This window comes from Mannheimia sp. E30BD (genome assembly GCF_041807785.1).
Taxonomy (GTDB): domain Bacteria; phylum Pseudomonadota; class Gammaproteobacteria; order Enterobacterales; family Pasteurellaceae; genus Mannheimia.
Map to the genome: position 1 here is coordinate 1 of NZ_JBGTYX010000031.1, position 17,289 is coordinate 17,289.

Annotated in this window: 13 protein-coding genes and 1 riboswitch; of the genes, 9 read left to right on the forward strand and 4 right to left on the reverse strand. The window is 38.2% G+C overall.

The window, feature by feature from the left end:
• A partial coding sequence (locus tag ACERCG_RS11460) for a YcaO-like family protein (protein WP_373612194.1) occupies window positions 1-777 on the reverse strand: 777 nt, incomplete at its 3' end.
• 185 nt (window positions 778-962) lie between these two features.
• Between ACERCG_RS11460 and rng the strand changes: the two genes are divergently transcribed.
• Entirely contained in the window at window positions 963-2,438 is a 1,476-nt protein-coding gene (gene rng / locus ACERCG_RS11465) for a ribonuclease G (RefSeq protein ID WP_373612195.1), read from the forward strand.
• Between the two features lie 144 nt (window positions 2,439-2,582).
• A complete protein-coding gene (gene lysS / locus ACERCG_RS11470) occupies window positions 2,583-4,085 on the forward strand; it encodes a lysine--tRNA ligase (RefSeq protein ID WP_373612196.1) in 1,503 nt (500 codons plus the stop codon).
• A gap of 81 nt (window positions 4,086-4,166) precedes the next feature.
• Here lysS and ACERCG_RS11475 read toward each other — a convergent pair whose 3' ends face one another.
• Window positions 4,167-5,240, reverse strand: coding sequence for a homoserine O-acetyltransferase (locus ACERCG_RS11475; RefSeq protein WP_373612197.1), 1,074 nt, complete (start codon window positions 5,238-5,240; stop codon window positions 4,167-4,169).
• Window positions 5,241-5,581: 341 nt separating this feature from the next.
• On the opposite strand from ACERCG_RS11475, the gene ACERCG_RS11480 reads away from it, so the two are divergent.
• Entirely contained in the window at window positions 5,582-6,196 is a 615-nt protein-coding gene (locus ACERCG_RS11480; protein ID WP_373612206.1) for a vancomycin high temperature exclusion protein, read from the forward strand.
• 32 nt (window positions 6,197-6,228) lie between these two features.
• Here the strand turns inward: ACERCG_RS11480 and purU are convergent, their stop codons facing one another.
• Together purU and ACERCG_RS11490 are read right to left on the reverse strand one after the other, a co-directional pair.
• A complete protein-coding gene (gene purU, locus ACERCG_RS11485; protein WP_373612198.1) occupies window positions 6,229-7,065 on the reverse strand; it encodes a formyltetrahydrofolate deformylase in 837 nt (278 codons plus the stop codon).
• 72 nt (window positions 7,066-7,137) lie between these two features.
• The gene (locus ACERCG_RS11490; RefSeq protein ID WP_373612199.1) at window positions 7,138-7,557 is read right to left on the reverse strand and encodes an H-NS family nucleoid-associated regulatory protein; all 420 of its coding nucleotides are present in this window, start codon (window positions 7,555-7,557) and stop codon (window positions 7,138-7,140) included.
• 137 nt (window positions 7,558-7,694) lie between these two features.
• Window positions 7,695-7,864, forward strand: a riboswitch (Lysine riboswitch).
• Between the two features lie 120 nt (window positions 7,865-7,984).
• Between ACERCG_RS11490 and ACERCG_RS11495 the strand changes: the two genes are divergently transcribed.
• The 6 genes from ACERCG_RS11495 to polA all read left to right on the forward strand — a co-directional run bounded on the left by ACERCG_RS11495 (window position 7,985) and on the right by polA (window position 17,116).
• The gene (locus tag ACERCG_RS11495) at window positions 7,985-9,529 is read left to right on the forward strand and encodes a Na+/H+ antiporter NhaC family protein (protein WP_373612200.1); all 1,545 of its coding nucleotides are present in this window, start codon (window positions 7,985-7,987) and stop codon (window positions 9,527-9,529) included.
• A gap of 229 nt (window positions 9,530-9,758) precedes the next feature.
• Window positions 9,759-10,511 carry an SDR family oxidoreductase gene (locus tag ACERCG_RS11500; protein ID WP_373612201.1) on the forward strand — a complete coding sequence of 251 codons (753 nt, stop codon included), beginning with the start codon at window positions 9,759-9,761 and terminating at the stop codon, window positions 10,509-10,511.
• Between the two features lie 52 nt (window positions 10,512-10,563).
• Window positions 10,564-11,754: a tryptophan synthase subunit beta gene (trpB, locus tag ACERCG_RS11505; RefSeq protein WP_373612202.1), complete on the forward strand. Its 1,191-nt coding sequence runs from the start codon at window positions 10,564-10,566 to the stop codon at window positions 11,752-11,754.
• 1 nt (window position 11,755) lies between these two features.
• A complete protein-coding gene (gene trpA / locus ACERCG_RS11510) occupies window positions 11,756-12,565 on the forward strand; it encodes a tryptophan synthase subunit alpha (RefSeq protein ID WP_373612203.1) in 810 nt (269 codons plus the stop codon).
• Window positions 12,566-12,735: 170 nt separating this feature from the next.
• The gene (locus tag ACERCG_RS11515; protein ID WP_373612204.1) at window positions 12,736-14,139 is read left to right on the forward strand and encodes a YdgA family protein; all 1,404 of its coding nucleotides are present in this window, start codon (window positions 12,736-12,738) and stop codon (window positions 14,137-14,139) included.
• Between the two features lie 118 nt (window positions 14,140-14,257).
• Entirely contained in the window at window positions 14,258-17,116 is a 2,859-nt protein-coding gene (gene polA, locus ACERCG_RS11520) for a DNA polymerase I (RefSeq protein WP_373612205.1), read from the forward strand.
• The last annotated feature ends 173 nt before the right edge of the window (window positions 17,117-17,289 follow it).

Below are 17,289 nucleotides of genomic sequence, written 5' to 3' on the forward strand. Positions count from 1 at the left end.
AATAACTGGAAATTCTCCGCCTAATGAAGCGTCATAGCATAAAATCGGGAAGTCTTCTTGCTCTAGTTTCTCGATAGAGGCTTTGATTGTCGGATAACCGTCAATCACACTTTGCGGAATTTCTGGCAAGCTGATTGCCTCAGTAATAATACGGTTTTTGACAAAACGCTCGAACACTTCGGATAAGCCCTGCACTCGAGCTTCATTTTTTGTGTTACCTGCGGACATTCCGTTTGAAACGAATAAGTTACCGATAATACTTTGTGGAATATAAACCGTTTGGTTATCAGATTGACGAACATAAGGCAAATTCACGATACCACGATCGTAATTTCCTGATTGTAAATCAGCCAATAATTCCGGCGTGATTTCACCATTCGGATCAAAATATTCCCATAAAAACTCGTCCATCATCTCCATTGGTGGAATGGCTTCATCATCAATCGGAAACCATTTTTCGGTTGGATAATGCACAAATTCACTATTAGCAATCTCTTGACCTAAATAAAAATCCGCCCAGAAATAGTTGGTAGATAAACGCTCAAAATACTCACCTAATGCAGAGGCAAGAGCGGCTTTTTTGCTTGCTCCCTTACCGTTAGAAAAACATTGCGGGCAGTCTGCATCACGAATATGCACCGACCACACATTCGGAACAGGATTTAACCAAGAGGCTTCTTCAATATTAAAACCTAAGGTTTTTAATTTGTGTTGAAAGGTAGAAATACTGTCTTCAAGTGCAGCATCTTTATCTGTGATAAAAGCTTGTTCAGTCATAATTTTTCTCTTGTCAAAAATTTGTGGTAGAAAATAGCAAAATTGCAAAAAAAACTCATAAAAATAACCGCTTGTAGAACATTTAATTTTCCCAATCAAAATAAGAAATTGAGTGATCTAATTTTTTTCTTAAAAACAAAGTGATAAACTTATTCCAATTTAATTTTATAGTAAGAAGATAAACGATGAGCAGTACAGAATTATTAGTTAATGTAACCCCAAGTGAGACAAGGGTTGCATTGGTTGAAAACGGGTTATTGAAAGAATTGCATATTGAGCGTGAGGCAAAGCGTGGCATTGTGGGGAATATTTACAAGGGGCGAGTAACCCGAGTGTTGCCCGGAATGCAGTCTGCTTTTGTGGATATTGGGTTAGAAAAAGCGGCTTTTTTGCACGCTTCCGATATTGTTTCTCATACCGAATGTGTTGATGAAAATGAGAAAAAACAATTTGTGGTAAAAGATATTGCCGAGTTGGTTCGTGAAGGGCAAGACATTGTGGTTCAAGTGGTTAAAGATCCGATTGGTACAAAAGGTGCAAGATTAACTACTGATATTACCTTGCCTTCTCGCTATTTGGTCTTTATGCCAGAAAATAGCCACGTGGGTGTTTCTCAACGTATTGAAAGTGAGGCGGAACGTGAGCGTTTAAAAGTATTGCTTGAGCCTTATTGCGATGAGTTAGGCGGCTTTATTGTCCGTACGGCTGCGGAAGAAGCAAGCGAAGAAAGCTTAAAGCAAGATGTAGATTTCTTAAAACGCTTATGGCGGAAAGTATTAGAACGGAAAACAAAATATCCTGCTAAATCAATGCTTTATGGAGAGCTTGCATTAGCTCAACGGGTATTGAGGGACTTTATCGGCACTCGCATTAATGCGGTCTGGATCGATTCAAAAATCACTTGCGAGCAAGTTAAAGAGTTTTTAACTGAGTTTATGCCTGAGCTGACAAACTCTGTGAGTTTATACACAGGGGCAAAAACCTTATTTGATGCTTATGGTGTGGAAGAAGCCATTCAAAAAGCCCTCGATAAGAGAGTAAACCTAAAATCGGGCGGGTATCTGATTATTGAACAAACAGAAGCGATGACAACCATTGACATCAACACAGGGGCATTTGTTGGACATCGAAATCTTGCTCACACCATTTTCAATACTAATATTGAAGCAACACAGGCAATTGCCCATCAGCTCCAGTTGCGTAATTTGGGCGGCATTATCATTATCGATTTTATTGATATGCAAGAGGAAGAGCATCGCAATTTAGTATTGCAGTCCTTACAAGAAGCATTAAAGGGAGATAGAGTAAAAACCAATGTAAATGGCTTTACTCAGCTTGGTTTGGTTGAAATGACTCGTAAACGTACACGGGAAAGCCTTGAGCGTATTCTATGCTGTGATTGCCCTGCTTGCCAAGGGCGTGGCGCAGTGAAAACAGTTGAAACAGTCTGTTATGAAATTATGCGTGAAATTGTGCGTGTTCATCACTTATTTAAAACGGAAAAAATGCACGTTTATGCATCTAAAGATGTGGCAGATTACTTAATTAATGAAGAAAGCCACGCATTATTGGCGGAACTTCAAGCCTTTATCGGGAAGAAAATTGAAATCAAAGTTGAGCCTTACTATCATCAAGATCAGTTTGATGTGGTGGTAATGTAATTAATAAGAGGATTGGGGTAGCCTCAATCCTCTTTTTGCAAAATTTATCGAAAATCTTACCGCTTGTTTTCTACCAAAACTGCCTAAAATAACGTATAATCGACCAGTTTTATTTATCCAAATTTTGAAATCTAAGGTAATTCAATGTCTGAAGTAGAAAATCAAGAATTAGATCTAAATGGGGAAATGTTAGCCCGCCGTGAGAAATTAACTAAAATTCGTGAGCAGGGTAACGCGTTTCCAAATACTTTCCGCCGCGATGCGTTAGCGAAAGATTTACACGTTCAATATGATGAAGTGGGAGGCGAAGCATTAAAAGAACAAAATATTCAAGTAAAAGTTGCTGGCCGTATTATGCTAAAACGTATAATGGGCAAAGCCTCTTTCTTTACCATTCAAGATGTTAGCGGTGCAATCCAGCTTTATGTGGCTCGTGATAACTTAGCTGAAAATATTTACGAAGAAAAGGTAAGCCTTTGGGACTTAGGCGATATTATCGGCGTTGAAGGTACGCTATTTAAAACTAAAACAGGTGAATTAACCGTTCGTTGTTCAGAAGTTCAGATTTTAACCAAAGCGTTACGTCCATTACCGGATAAACATCACGGTTTAACCGATTTAGAAACTCGCTATCGTCAGCGTTATTTAGATTTAATTTCTAACGAAGAATCACGCCGTACCTTTATGATCCGCTCACAAGTGGTTTCAGGCATTCGTAAATTCTTCTTAGACAGAGATTTCATCGAAGTGGAAACACCAATGTTACAAGTAATCCCGGGCGGTGCAGCAGCAAAACCTTTCGTAACGCACCATAATGCCTTAGATGTGGATATGTATTTGCGTATCGCACCGGAACTTTATTTAAAACGCTTAGTGGTAGGCGGTTTTGAGCGTGTATTTGAATTAAACCGCAACTTCCGTAACGAAGGGGTTTCTGTTCGCCACAACCCGGAATTTACGATGATTGAATACTACCAAGCTTATGCGGATTACCATGATTTAATGGATAACACCGAAGAGTTGTTACGTCAATTATCGTTAGATATTCTTGGTACAACAGATGTGCCTTATGGTGAATATGTGTTTGATTTTGGCAAACCGTTTGAGCGTATCACAATGCACGATGCAATAGTGAAATACGGCAACGGCATTAAACGTGAAGATCTAGATAACTTTGAGAAAACTGTTGAAATTGCAAAAGATTTAGGCATTGAAATTCAAAAATCGTGGGGCTTAGGTTCTGTTGTGAATGCAATTTTTGAAGAAGTGGCAGAACATCAGTTAATTCAGCCTACGTTCTTAATGGCACACCCTGCAGAAATTTCGCCACTTGCTCGCCGTAATGATGAAAACCCTGAAGTAACAGATCGTTTCGAGTTATTTATTGGTGGACGCGAAATTGGTAACGGTTTCTCAGAACTAAATGATGCGGAAGACCAAGCAGAGCGTTTTGATGCTCAAGTGGCGGCAAAAGATGCGGGCGATGATGAAGCAATGTTTAAAGATGAAGACTTTATCGTAGCACTAGAACACGGTTTACCACCAACAGCAGGCGAAGGCTTAGGTATTGACCGCTTAGCAATGATTTTTGCGAACGCTCCGTCAATCCGTGATGTGATTTTATTCCCTGCAATGCGTCAGAAATAATAAGCATAAAACGACAAAAAGCACACTTCGGTGTGCTTTTTTGCTATTACAAGCGGGCGTTCTTATTATAAAAAATGCAAATTACTTTTCCAGCCCTTTTCTAATCATTGGTTCAAAGAAATCATAATCGACTAAGAATGAATCGTGCCCGAAATCAGAGTGGAATTCGTGGAATTCTAAATTAACACCCGCTTGTTCTAATTTCTGTTTGCTTTTATAAACATCAACTTGTTTGAAAAGCTGATCACTGGTAACGGCGACAAACACATAATTCGCTTTAATGCGTTTTAGTGCAGCTTCTTCGTTTTCATAGCCAAGAGCAGGGTCATATAGATCTAAGGCTCTTAATAAGCGAAGGTAAGTATTCGCATCAAAACTCCCTAAAAATTTGGTGCCTTGATAGCTTAAATAAGATTCTACTTGAAAATGATCGCCCCAAATTTGCCCTTGTTGCTTGGTTTCTCGTCCAAAGGCTTTGGCTAATTGAATATCGGTGCGGTAGGTAAGCATTCCTAACATTCTGGCAATTTTTAAGCCATTATCGGGGGCAATGCCATCATAATAATCGCCACCGTTGAAGTGAGGGTCGTTAATAATTGCTTGACGCATAACGTGGTTAAACCCTATCGCTTCAGCACTAAGGGTTAGTGATGAACAGAGGTTGATAATATTACGCACCTGATCAGGATAGCTAATTCCCCATTGTGTCGCTTGCATTCCACCAAAAGAGCCACCAATGACGGCATGGAGAGCAGGGATTTCTAAGTAATCAATTAAGGCTTTTTGTACATTAACAATATCTTGAACGGTAATAATCGGAAATTGGCTGCCGTAAGGTCTATTGGTTTGTGGATTGATGGAGGTAGGACCAGTTGTACCTTTACAACCACCTAGAACGTTACTACAAATAAAGAAATATTTTTCGGTATCAAAGGCTAAGCCTTTGCCGATAAAATCCTGCCACCAGCCTTTCTCGGTGGCAGAATCGTAATAAGGTTCAGCATCGCCGGTTAAGGCGTGGCAAATTAACACCGCATTGCTTTTATCTGCATTTAATACGCCGTAAGTTTGATACGCCACTGTAATAGGGGAAAGTTCGCCACCGAATGAAAGGGATAAAGGCGTTTCCTCAAAAAGTGTAATATGCTGAGCCATAGAATCCTTATTTGCAAAAATTTATGCTTTTTTAACCGCTTGTAATAGTAATAATATGGTTAAATTAACGGTGTTACTGTTAATTGTCAAGAAATTTTAGCCGTCTAAACGTCTAGATTTTTAAACGGCTAAAAATTTTAAGTTTTCAGTGCAATAAATAGGGTTTAGGACTTAACAAATACGCTGAAATAGCATAAATTGATTGAACGATCAGACAATTTTACTTGTCTGTAATATACTCATTGCCCAAGTAATAAAAATAAAGTCATTTATAGGAAGTCGAAGCTTAAGAGGTTAGGTAATTGCCGTTTTTTCATCAAATCAAACAGTTTGGCATAAAAGTGCTTAAAGTGGTTGTGAGCTTACATTTAATAGGCATTGCAACCTTATTAATTGTAGATTCAGTAACGAGCTATGCCGTACGGGATAAAGTCTACAGCGAGATTAAAGATCTACCGCATAGGGATTATGCCGTAGTACTTGGTACGGCGAAATTTTATTCAAAAAACGTAATTAATGAATATTACAAATACCGCTTAGAAGCCGCAAAGCAATTAGTGAAAAGTGAAAAAGTAAATAAACTTTTAGTCAGTGGCGATAATAAAACCCCTTATTATAATGAGCCAAAAACAATGACTAATGATTTGCTAAAAATGGGGGTTCCTCAGCCACAAATTAAGCAAGATTATGCTGGGTACACTACATTCGATTCGATTATAAGAGCAACTGAAGTATATAAATTACCACCGTTTATCATTGTGTCGCAGAAATTCCATTGTGAGAGAGCTTTATTTATTGCTAAATTTAAAAATATTGACGCAATTTGTTATGCAGCGAAATATCCTGAAGGGGCTTATCAAGTAAGATTAAGGGAGATTGTAGCAAGAACGGTAATGCTATTTAATTTATTAATTGGTAAAACCCCTGAAACGTTGGAAGACATTCCCTCTAAATAAAATAGCCAGTTTTTAATAACTGGCTATTTATTTTATAAAATAATGGTTTTGTTTTTATAAACAAAAACTTTATCGGAAAGAACGAGTTCTAATGCTTGGCTAAGAACCGTTTTTTCCACATCTCGTCCTGCTCGCATCATTGCTTCTGCCGTGTAGGTATGATCAACGTTGATCACATTTTGCATAATAATTGGACCTTCATCTAATTCATCATTTACAAAATGAGCGGTTGCACCAATAATTTTTACCCCACGCTCGTAAGCACGTTGATAGGGTTTCGCTCCAATAAATGCAGGTAAGAAAGAGTGGTGAATATTGACAACACGATTTGGATAACGAGCCACAAATTCTGGATTAAGCACACGCATATATTTTGCCAATACAATATAATCTGGAGCGTATTCGTCAATTTTAGCGGCTAATAGTTTATCGTGTTCAACTCGTGTTAAATTTTCGTGGCTAACTAAGTGGAACGGCACATCAAAGCGTTCAACTAACTCTCTTAATGTATCGTGATTACCAATTACCGCCGCAATTTCTACATCTAAACCACCGTAATAGTTTTTCATTAGTAAATCGCCTAAACAGTGAGCTTCTTTAGTTACTAAAATAACAACTCGCTTTCTCTGTTTTGGTAATAATTTATAAATAGAACCTTCAGGTAAAGTAAATTCAAGATCGGCTAGTAATGTTTTATCATTAAAAATACCATTTAACTCAGTACGCATAAAAAAACGTTTAGTTTCATTATCCACAAATTCAGAATTTTTAATAATATTTAATTGGTGTTTGTAACAAATATTGGTGATTTTAGCCACTAATCCTGTATCATCAGGGCATTCAGTTAATAATATTTTATGCTCAAGCATTTGATTTCCTGTTATAAAAAGAAGAGAACTCAATTAGAGTTCTCTCATATCTAATCTTTATTAAATAATAAATTAAATAGCAAAATCTTCTAATTTTTTGCCTTTATCAAGAGCTTCTTGCAATACTTTTGGTGTTCTGCCTTGACCTGTCCAAGTTTTTTCATTACCTTCTGCATCAACAAATTTATATTTAGCAGGGCGAGGAGCAACTGATTTGCGTGCTTTAGGTGTTTTGCGACCTTTAATTACTTTATCTGCTAATAATTGGGCTAATTCATCAATAGAAAGCCCATCTTGTCTTAACATTTCAGCATATTTATTTAAACTTTCTAACTGTTTAGCTCTTTCTTGCTCTTCTTTTCTAATTTCCTCTTCTTTTTCAGCAATAATAGTATCTAACTTTTCAGCAAGTGACTTTAATTGTTCAAGTGCTAAATCTTTAGCAAATACTCTTAAGCTACGAATATTTAAAAGGCTTTTTAAATCTGACATTGTATTCTCCTATGTATTAGTAACGAGGTTAATTCTATTCTTATTTATCATATATTAAAAGATATTTAAGGTAAATAAATATAAATAAAAAGAGGGCTTTATATCTTAGGATATTCGTGGTATCTTTACGCCGTCCTACAAAATGTAGAGGTGCAAATTCAATAAGTATTTTTTCGGAGTGGAAAACGATGAAGAAAAAGGAAAGGTGGATTTGCCGAAATCAATTAAGCGTCATCTTAATTGGTTGGGGTCGTTCTCGAAAGAAACGACACTGTCGTAGTAAATGCTACGGAGTGCTACTGTTAGGGTGGGTTTTTGGTTTTTTCATATTTCCTTCCTTTTATTTATTTCTATAAATATCTCAGTACATCTCTTGTTTGGCTATTATTCTTATATACAAATTATACAAAGTCATTTTAGAGGTTTTATGAATCTAGTTGATTATTCCACATCGTTCTGGTCGGTGTTACCAGCGTTGATTGCATTAATTTTGGCAATTGTTACACGCAAAGTGATCATTTCATTAAGCATCGGGATTATTTTTGGTGCATTTATGCTAACCAATAGCAATTTCCTTGATGCTCTTACTTATATTAAAAATAGCGTTGTTTCGTTAGTCTATAAAGGCGGTGAAGAAGGTTTAAATTCTAACAACATTAATATTATTTTATTCTTAATTTTATTAGGTGTATTAACTTCTTTATTAAGCATTTCAGGCAGTAACCAAGCTTTTGCAAATTGGGCGCAGAAAAGAATAAAGGGCAAACGTGGTGCTAAATTAATGGCAGCAGGTTTAGTTTTCTTTACTTTCATTGATGACTATTTCCACAGTTTAGCAGTAGGGGCTATAGCTCGTCCGGTAACGGATAAATTCCGTATTTCTCGTGCAAAATTAGCCTATATTCTTGACTCAACTGCAGCACCAATGTGTGTATTAATGCCGATTTCAAGCTGGGGTGCTTATATTATTACTTTAATTGCTGGCTTATTAGCAACGCACTCAATCACAGGCTATTCACCACTTGGTGCATTTATGACAATGAGTGCGATGAACTTCTATGCAATTTTTGCAATGATTATGGTGTTCTTTGTAGCATATTTCTCATTTGATATTGGCTCAATGGCTCGTTTTGAACGCCAAGCCGAACTTTTAGCAGAAACAGAGGAAGAAGCTATTGAAGTTAAAGGTCGTATGCGTAATTTAGTATTCCCGATTATTACCTTAATTGTGGTTACAGTTGCAATGATGATCAAAACGGGGGCTGATGCGTTAGCCGAAGCAGGTTCGCCATTCTCTATTTTAGGTGCTTTTGAAAATACCACCGTAGGCATTTCATTAGTAGTAGGCGGTTTAGCATCAGTTATTGTTGCCACTATTTGTATTATGGCAAGCGGTTATATTTCACTAAAAAATTACGTTCGTGCTTATGGTTTAGGTGTAAAAATGATGTCTGGTGCAATTACTATCTTATTCTTTGCGTGGACAATCAACGGTGTAGTAAGCGATATGCAAACGGGTAAATATCTATCTAGTTTAGTTGGCGAGCATATCGCCGCAGGTTTCTTACCAGCGATTTTATTCGTATTAGCCGCATTTATGGCATTCTCAACAGGTACAAGCTGGGGAACATTTGGTATTATGTTACCAATTGGTGCGGCAATGGCGGTTCATACTGATCCTGCATTAATCATTCCGTGCTTATCGGCAGTAATGGCTGGAGCAGTATGCGGAGACCACTGCTCGCCAGTATCAGATACCACTATATTGTCTTCAACAGGAGCGCAATGTAACCATATAGATCACGTTATTTCTCAGTTGCCTTATGCGTTATTGGTTGCTGCTGCTTCTATTGTTGGCTACTTAGTCGTAGGTTTCACGCAATCTGCTTTATTCGGATTTGTGGCAACAGCAGCAGTGATGGCAGTTTTAATTTTAATATTTAAAGCAAAAAAGCAGAAAAATAAAGATTAATTTCTAAAAATGTGAAGGCAATCACAGAATTAAATTTCTTTATGGTATAGAATGCAACTCAAGATATGGATATCGAATGTTGTGTTATATAAATCTTAAAATAAGATCCTCCTATGTATTTAGCGTACCTTTATGGTACGCTTTTTTCGTTTATAGGTTATATTATTTCTTGCAATTTAATTTTTTTGTACTACTATAATAGTACATTTTATTTTTAAGGGGGAAAAAGATGAAAACAGCATTAGTAACAGGTGCAACTGCTGGTTTTGGTTTAGCAATTTGTAAATTACTTCTTCAATCAGGCTATAAAGTGATTGGCACAGGCAGACGAGCCGAGCGTTTAAAGGAGCTACATTTGCAATTTGGCGATAATTTTCTACCGCTTGCATTTGATATTCAAGACTCATCGGAAGTTGAAAAAGCCTTAAACAGCCGCCCTCAAGGTTGGCGAAAGATTGATTTATTGGTTAATAATGCAGGTTTAGCACTAGGCTTAGAGCCTGCTCATAAAGCAAATTTAGATGATTGGTATCAAATGATCGATACTAATATTAAAGGTTTAGTCACAATGACCCGTTTAGTTCTTCCTGAAATGGTGGAACAAAATTCTGGTCATATTATTAATATCGGCTCGATTGCAGGAACTTACCCTTACCCAGGCGGTAATGTGTATGGTGGCACGAAAGCCTTTGTAAAACAGTTTAGCTTAAATTTGCGAGCCGATTTGGCGGGTACAAAAGTGCGAGTGTCTAACGTTGAGCCAGGCCTATGTGGAGGAACAGAATTTTCCAACGTTCGCTTTAAAGGCGATGATGAGAAAGCCGCAAAAATTTATGAAAATGTCGAATTTGTTCGCCCTGAAGATGTGGCTAATATTGTGCTTTGGCTAAATCAACAGCCGGAACACGTTAATATTAACCGAGTTGAAGTAATGCCAGTGGCTCAAACATCATCAGCCTTGAATGTAGCTAGAAATTTATAATTTAATACCCCTCTCCAATGGGAGAGGGGGAGATAATAGAAAAGGAAATATTATGTCAGACACACTTCTTGATCCTTATTTTGGCGAATTTGGTGGTATGTATGTACCCGAAATTTTAGTGCCTGTACTCAAAGAATTAGAGCAGGCTTTTGTTGATGCTCAACAAGATCCAACATTCCAAGCAGAATTTGCCGATTTATTAAAAAACTACGCAGGGCGACCAACAGCATTGACCCTTTGCCGTAACTTGACTAAAGGCACGAATACCAAACTTTATTTAAAACGTGAAGATTTATTACACGGTGGAGCCCATAAAACAAACCAAGTGCTAGGGCAAATTTTACTCGCAAAACGTATGGGCAAAACCCGTATCATCGCTGAAACAGGAGCAGGGCAGCACGGTGTGGCAACTGCTCTTGCTTGTGCAATGCTGGGTATGCTTTGTGTGGTCTATATGGGGGCGAAAGATGTGGAACGTCAATCGCCAAATGTATTCCGTATGCGTTTGATGGGAGCAGAGGTGATACCTGTTCAGAAAGGCTCTTGCTCATTAAAAGATGCCTGCTGTGAGGCAATGCGTGATTGGGCAGCGAACTATGAGACTACCCATTATTTAATTGGTACGGCAGCAGGCCCTCACCCAATTCCGACAATAGTACGTGAATTCCAAAAAATGATTGGCGAAGAAACCAAACGCCAAATTCTAGCAAAAGAAGACCGCTTGCCAGATGCAGTGATTGCGGCTGTGGGTGGTGGTTCTAATGCGATTGGTATGTTTGCAGACTTTATTGAAGAAAAATCAGTGAAATTAATTGGTGTAGAGCCGGCAGGTAAAGGCATTGAAACAGGTGAACACGGTGCACCGCTTAAGCACGGTACAACGGGTATTTATTTTGGTATGAAATCGCCTATTATGCAAGATAAAGACGGACAAATTGAAGAATCTTATTCTATTTCCGCAGGCTTGGATTTCCCATCGGTTGGGCCTCAGCACGCTTATTTAAATGCAACAGGGCGAGCAGAATATGTTTCTATTACTGACCAAGAAGCGTTAGAGGCTTTCCAAGCTCTTGCTAAAAATGAAGGGATTATTCCTGCATTAGAATCTTCACACGCATTGGCTTATGCCTTGAAATTGATTAAGCAAAATCCTGAAAAAGAGCAGTTGTTAGTAGTAAATTTATCAGGGCGTGGCGATAAAGACATTTTCACGGTCGATAAAATTTTAAATGGAGGAGAGTAAAATGAGCCGTTTTGATGCTTTATTTAACAACTTAAAGGCAAAAAACGAAGGAGCTTTCGTTCCATTTGTAACCTTATGCGACCCTGACTTCGACCGTAGTTTTGAAATCATCGAAACGATGATTGCTAATGGAGCAGATGCGTTAGAATTAGGCTTCCCATTTTCAGATCCATTATTAGACGGGCCAGTTATTCAAGCCGCAAACAAGCGTGCATTAGACGCAGGTTATAGCACAGATGCTTGCTTTGAGTTAATCGCAAAAATTCGAGCTAAATATCCTGACATTCCAATCGGTTTATTGCTTTGTGCGAACTTAATTTTTGTGCCAAGTGCAGATAGATTCTTCCAACGCTGCCAACAAACAGGCGTTGATGCCGTATTAATTGCGGATTTACCTATTTTAGCGGCAGAAGAATTCGTCCCAACGGCTAAAAAATATGGTATTCAGCCTGTCTTTATTTGTCCGCCAAATGCAGATGAAAATACGATTGAACGTATTGCACAATTAACCGAAGGTTACACTTATTTAGTTTCTCGTGCAGGTGTAACCAGTGCCGAAAACCAAGCTCACGCAAGTAATTTAGATAATTTAGTGGAAAGTTTAAAGCAAGCCGGAGCTGCCCCAATCTTACAAGGCTTTGGTATTGCTAAATCGGAACAAGTAAAAGATGCTTTGCGACTTGGTGCTGACGGTGCAATTTCAGGCTCTGCGATTGTGAAAATTATTGAACGTAATTTAGACAATCAAGCCAATTTGCTTAAAGAGTTGGCGGAGTTTGTGAAATCAATGAAAGAAGCAAGCAGAAGATAATAACAAGCGGCCATCTTTTTAAATAATTTTGCAATTATGATATTTATTGGGCGGATAATTTATCCGCCTTAATATTTCTTAGAAATCTGAAATTTATTTTTAAGTTGAATAAATTATAAAAAATGATAATCTAACGGCGTAACTATTTTTTAACATTTAAAAGGAACATTATGAAATTAAGTAAAATTGCTCTGTCAGTAGTCGCGGTACTTGGTGTAGCTGTAGTTGGCGGTAGCTGGTACACAGGTAAACAAGTTGAAGAGAAATATCAAGAATTAGTCGCTACAGCAAATAATCAACTTAAACAAGTAAGTAATGAATTCGGTGCAAATATTGAGCTTAAAGATGTGCAGATTGATCGCCATTTCTTTAGCTCTGATGCGAAATATCGTTTAGAAGTGGATTTTGGTGATGGAGAAAAATTAGACTTTATCGGTAATGATAAACTTCATCACGGGCCGTTACCGCTTAATCGCTTAGCGAAACTTAATCTTGCACCTGTAATGATGAGTGCAGAAAGCAAACTCCAAGCCCCTGAACCATTTAAAAAATTAATGGGAGAACATATTGGTTCTGGTGTGGCTAATATCAGCTATTCGGGCGATGTGAAAGGGTATTTTGATGTTTCTCCAATTAAATATAGTGATGAAACAGGTGTTCTTGAAACAACACCAATTAAGATGCAATATAGCTATGACCAGAAAGCGAAAGGAATTGATAGCAGCGTTGAGTTAGATAATGTCAAAGTAACAGTAGAAGAACTTGATTTGCAACTTCAAGGTGTTTCTTATGAAATGCAAACCGAGAACAATGAAAGCTATCCACATTTAACCTTAGGAAAAGGCAGTGGTAAAGTTAAAGCTATTGAATTTAAGTCGAAAGAGGGCGAGTTATCGCAAATAAAAGATATTGTGGTTAAAGGTGATAGCTTATTAAAAGGTGATCGTGTAGTGTCTACGGGCGATTTAGAGGCAGCATCTTTTAACATTGAAGGTGTTGAAATGGGTAAATTAAAAATGGATATGGTATATGATTTCGATGCTAAATTAACCAATGATATTACCCCACTATTATCTAGACCTGAAGGATTTGAAGATCCGCAAACAACAGAACTTTTAATGCAGTTGCTGGCAAAATCGGTGAAGTTCCATCTTAATAATTTCTCGTTTGAAAATGGCAAAGGTAAAGTTGATTTAGCACTATTATTGAATATCGCTCAAATTGATCCGCAAAATATAGTCAATACGCAAGAGGTATTAAAAGCACTTTCAACGAGTAAATTTACTTCAAATATAAACCGTCAATATGCAGAAGATATTATTCGCCAAATCTCGATGGTAAAAGAGAAATTAAGCGAAGAAGAGGCGAAAGCGGTTGCCAAACAACAAGTTGATGCTGTCTTTTCAAACGCAGAAGCTGAAAATGGTTTGAGAAAAGTAGATGAAAACAATGTGAAGATTGAATTATCAGTTGAGAATGAAAAATTAATCTTAAATGGTCGTGAATTAACTGAAGATGAAATCCAAATGGCGTTATTTGTGATTATGATGGGAATGGGTTCTCTCGGGCAATAATACTCAATAAAATAATAAGCGTATTTTAGCTATGACTGAAATACGCTTTTTTTATCCCTTTCTTTCACTATTCTTGTATAATAACGCCAATATTTATTTGATTTTCAAGAGATTTTTTATGGCAACTATCGCAAAAAATCCACTGGTGCTAGTGGACGGTTCTTCTTATTTATATCGAGCATTTCACGCATTCCCGCCGCTGACTAATCGCAATGGTGAGCCAACAGGGGCGATGTATGGCGTGTTGAATATGTTAAAAAGCCTGATTTCACAAGTAAACCCAAGCCATATTGCGGTAGTGTTTGATGCAAAGGGCAAAACCTTCCGAGATGAATTGTTTGAGCAATATAAATCGCACCGCCCACCAATGCCCGATGAGCTCAGAGCTCAAATTCAGCCGTTACACGCTATCATCAAAGCCTTAGGCATTCCGCTGATTTCGATTGAGGGGGTGGAAGCAGACGATGTGATCGGCACATTAGCGGTACAAGCAGCCAAAGATGGAAAAGACGTGTTAATCAGCACGGGCGATAAAGATATGGCACAACTGGTGAACGATCACATTATGTTGATTAACACGATGAATAATACCTTGCTTGACCGTGAAGGCGTGATCGAAAAATACGGCATTCCGCCTGAGTTGATCATCGATTTCTTAGCCTTAATGGGGGATTCTGCCGATAATATCCCGGGTGTAAAAGGCGTAGGCGGAAAAACAGCATTAGCGTTATTACAAGGGATTGGTTCGCTCAAACAGATTTATGAAAATTTAGATCAAATTGCGACACTTTCGTTTCGTGGTGCAAAAAATTTTGCGCCGAAGTTAGAGGCAGAAAAAGAAAATGCGGATTTATCTTATCTGTTAGCCACCATCAAAACCGATGTGGAATTAGAGCTTACTCACGATCAGCTTTTAACACAGCCACAAAATCGTGCGGAGCTTGCCACATTATTTGAACATTACGAATTTAAGCGTTGGTTAAATGAAGTCAATCATAATGCAAATCCGCTTACTCAAACGCCAGCGGAGAAAGTGCCGAATAACTACCAAGCAACACAAGCGGTTAAAAATGAGGAAAATTTTGCAGAACCTATCGCTATTGACCGTAGCAAATATGAAACGGTGGATACAGGAGCAAAATTAGCTGCTTGGATTGAAAAACTCACATCAGCAAATATTATTGCGGTGGATACTGAAACCGATAGTTTAGACTCTATGTCTGCCAATTTAGTAGGCATTTCCTTTGCTCTTGAAAATGGCGAGGCTTGCTATATTCCGCTTGGTCATAAACAAAAAGTACAGCCACAACAAGCTGATATGTTTGGTGAGAGTGAAGATTCAACGAGTGAAATAGGCGATGAATTAGTAAAAAATCAGTTAAATTTGACCGCTTGTTTAGCTCAACTTAAGCCGATTTTGGAGAATGGTTCGATCAAAAAAATCGGGCAGAACATCAAATATGATTTAACCATTTTTGCTAACTACGGCATTGAATTACAAGGCGTTGAATTTGATACGATGATCGAATCTTACACGCTTAACAGCACAGGTCGTCATAATATGGACGATTTGGCTTACCGCTATTTAGGGCATAAAACCATTCCGTTTGAAGAATTAGCGGGCAAAGGCAAAAATCAACTGACCTTTGATAAAATTGAGATCAGCAAAGCTGCGGAATATGCCGCAGAAGATGCTGATGTAACGATGAAACTACACCAAATGCTATGGCAAAAATTAGCACAAGAGCCTGAATTGGTAAAATTGTTTAATGAAATTGAAATGCCGTTAGTTAGCGTGCTTTCTCGTATTGAACGCAATGGTGTTTTGATTGACCCGAAAAAATTATTAACGCAATCGGCAGAAATTGAAAAACGCTTAAGTGAAGTCGAGCAGCTGGTCCACACAGAAGCAGGGCAAGTGTTTAACCTTGCTTCAACCAAACAGCTACAAGAAATCTTGTTTGATAAATTAGGCTTGCCTGTGTTGAAGAAAACGCCAAAAGGTGCGCCATCAACCAATGAAGAAGTGTTAGATGAACTGGCTCAACAAGGTCATCTTGTGCCGAAATTGTTAATGGAACATCGTGGCTTAAGTAAGCTGAAATCAACTTACACGGACAAACTGCCACAGCTTATTAACAAAAAAACAGGGCGAGTGCATACTTCATACAACCAAGCGGTAACGGCAACGGGGCGACTTTCTTCAAGCGATCCAAACTTACAGAATATTCCGATCCGAAATGAAGAAGGCAGACGTATTCGCCAAGCATTTGTGGCACGAGAAGGCTATAAAATTGTAGCTGCGGATTATTCCCAAATTGAGCTACGCATTATGGCTCACTTAGCGAATGATAAAGGAATGATCACCGCATTTGCAGAGGGCAAAGATATTCACCGAGCAACAGCGGCAGAAATTTTCGGTGTAGCATTAGATGAAGTAACGAGCGAGCAACGCCGCAGTGCCAAAGCGATCAACTTCGGTCTGATTTATGGAATGTCTTCATTCGGGCTTTCAAATCAACTGGGTATTGGGCGAGCTGAAGCTCAAAAATATATGGATCTCTATTTCCAACGCTATCCTGCAGTACAGCAGTTTATGACGGATATTCGTGAAATTGCGGCTGAAAAAGGTTATGTGGAAACCTTGTTTGGTCGCCGTTTATATCTGCCAGATATTAAATCAAGCAATGCGATTTTGCGTAAAGCCGCAGAACGTGTAGCAATCAATGCCCCAATGCAAGGCACAGCAGCAGATATTATCAAGGTAGCGATGATCGGCATTGATAAGGCGATTTGTGGTAATGATGAAATCAAGATGATTATGCAAGTACACGATGAATTAGTGTTTGAAGTAAAAGCCGATAAAATCGACCATTACAGCCAATTAATCAAAACCGAAATGGAAAAAGCGATTTCGCTTAAAGTGCCACTAATTGCAGAAGTGGGCATTGGCGATAACTGGGACGAGGCGCATTAGTGTATAGAGAATGATCTCCCCTCTTTAGCAAAGTTCTAAATAATAATTGTGTGTAGCAACTGTATCTCCCCAACATTTTTGGTAAGATACAAATTCGTTAATTAAACCGCGTGAGCATTCCACTGTGAGCCATCACGGACGATGGCATTAATCACGGTTAAAAGCTTACGCAT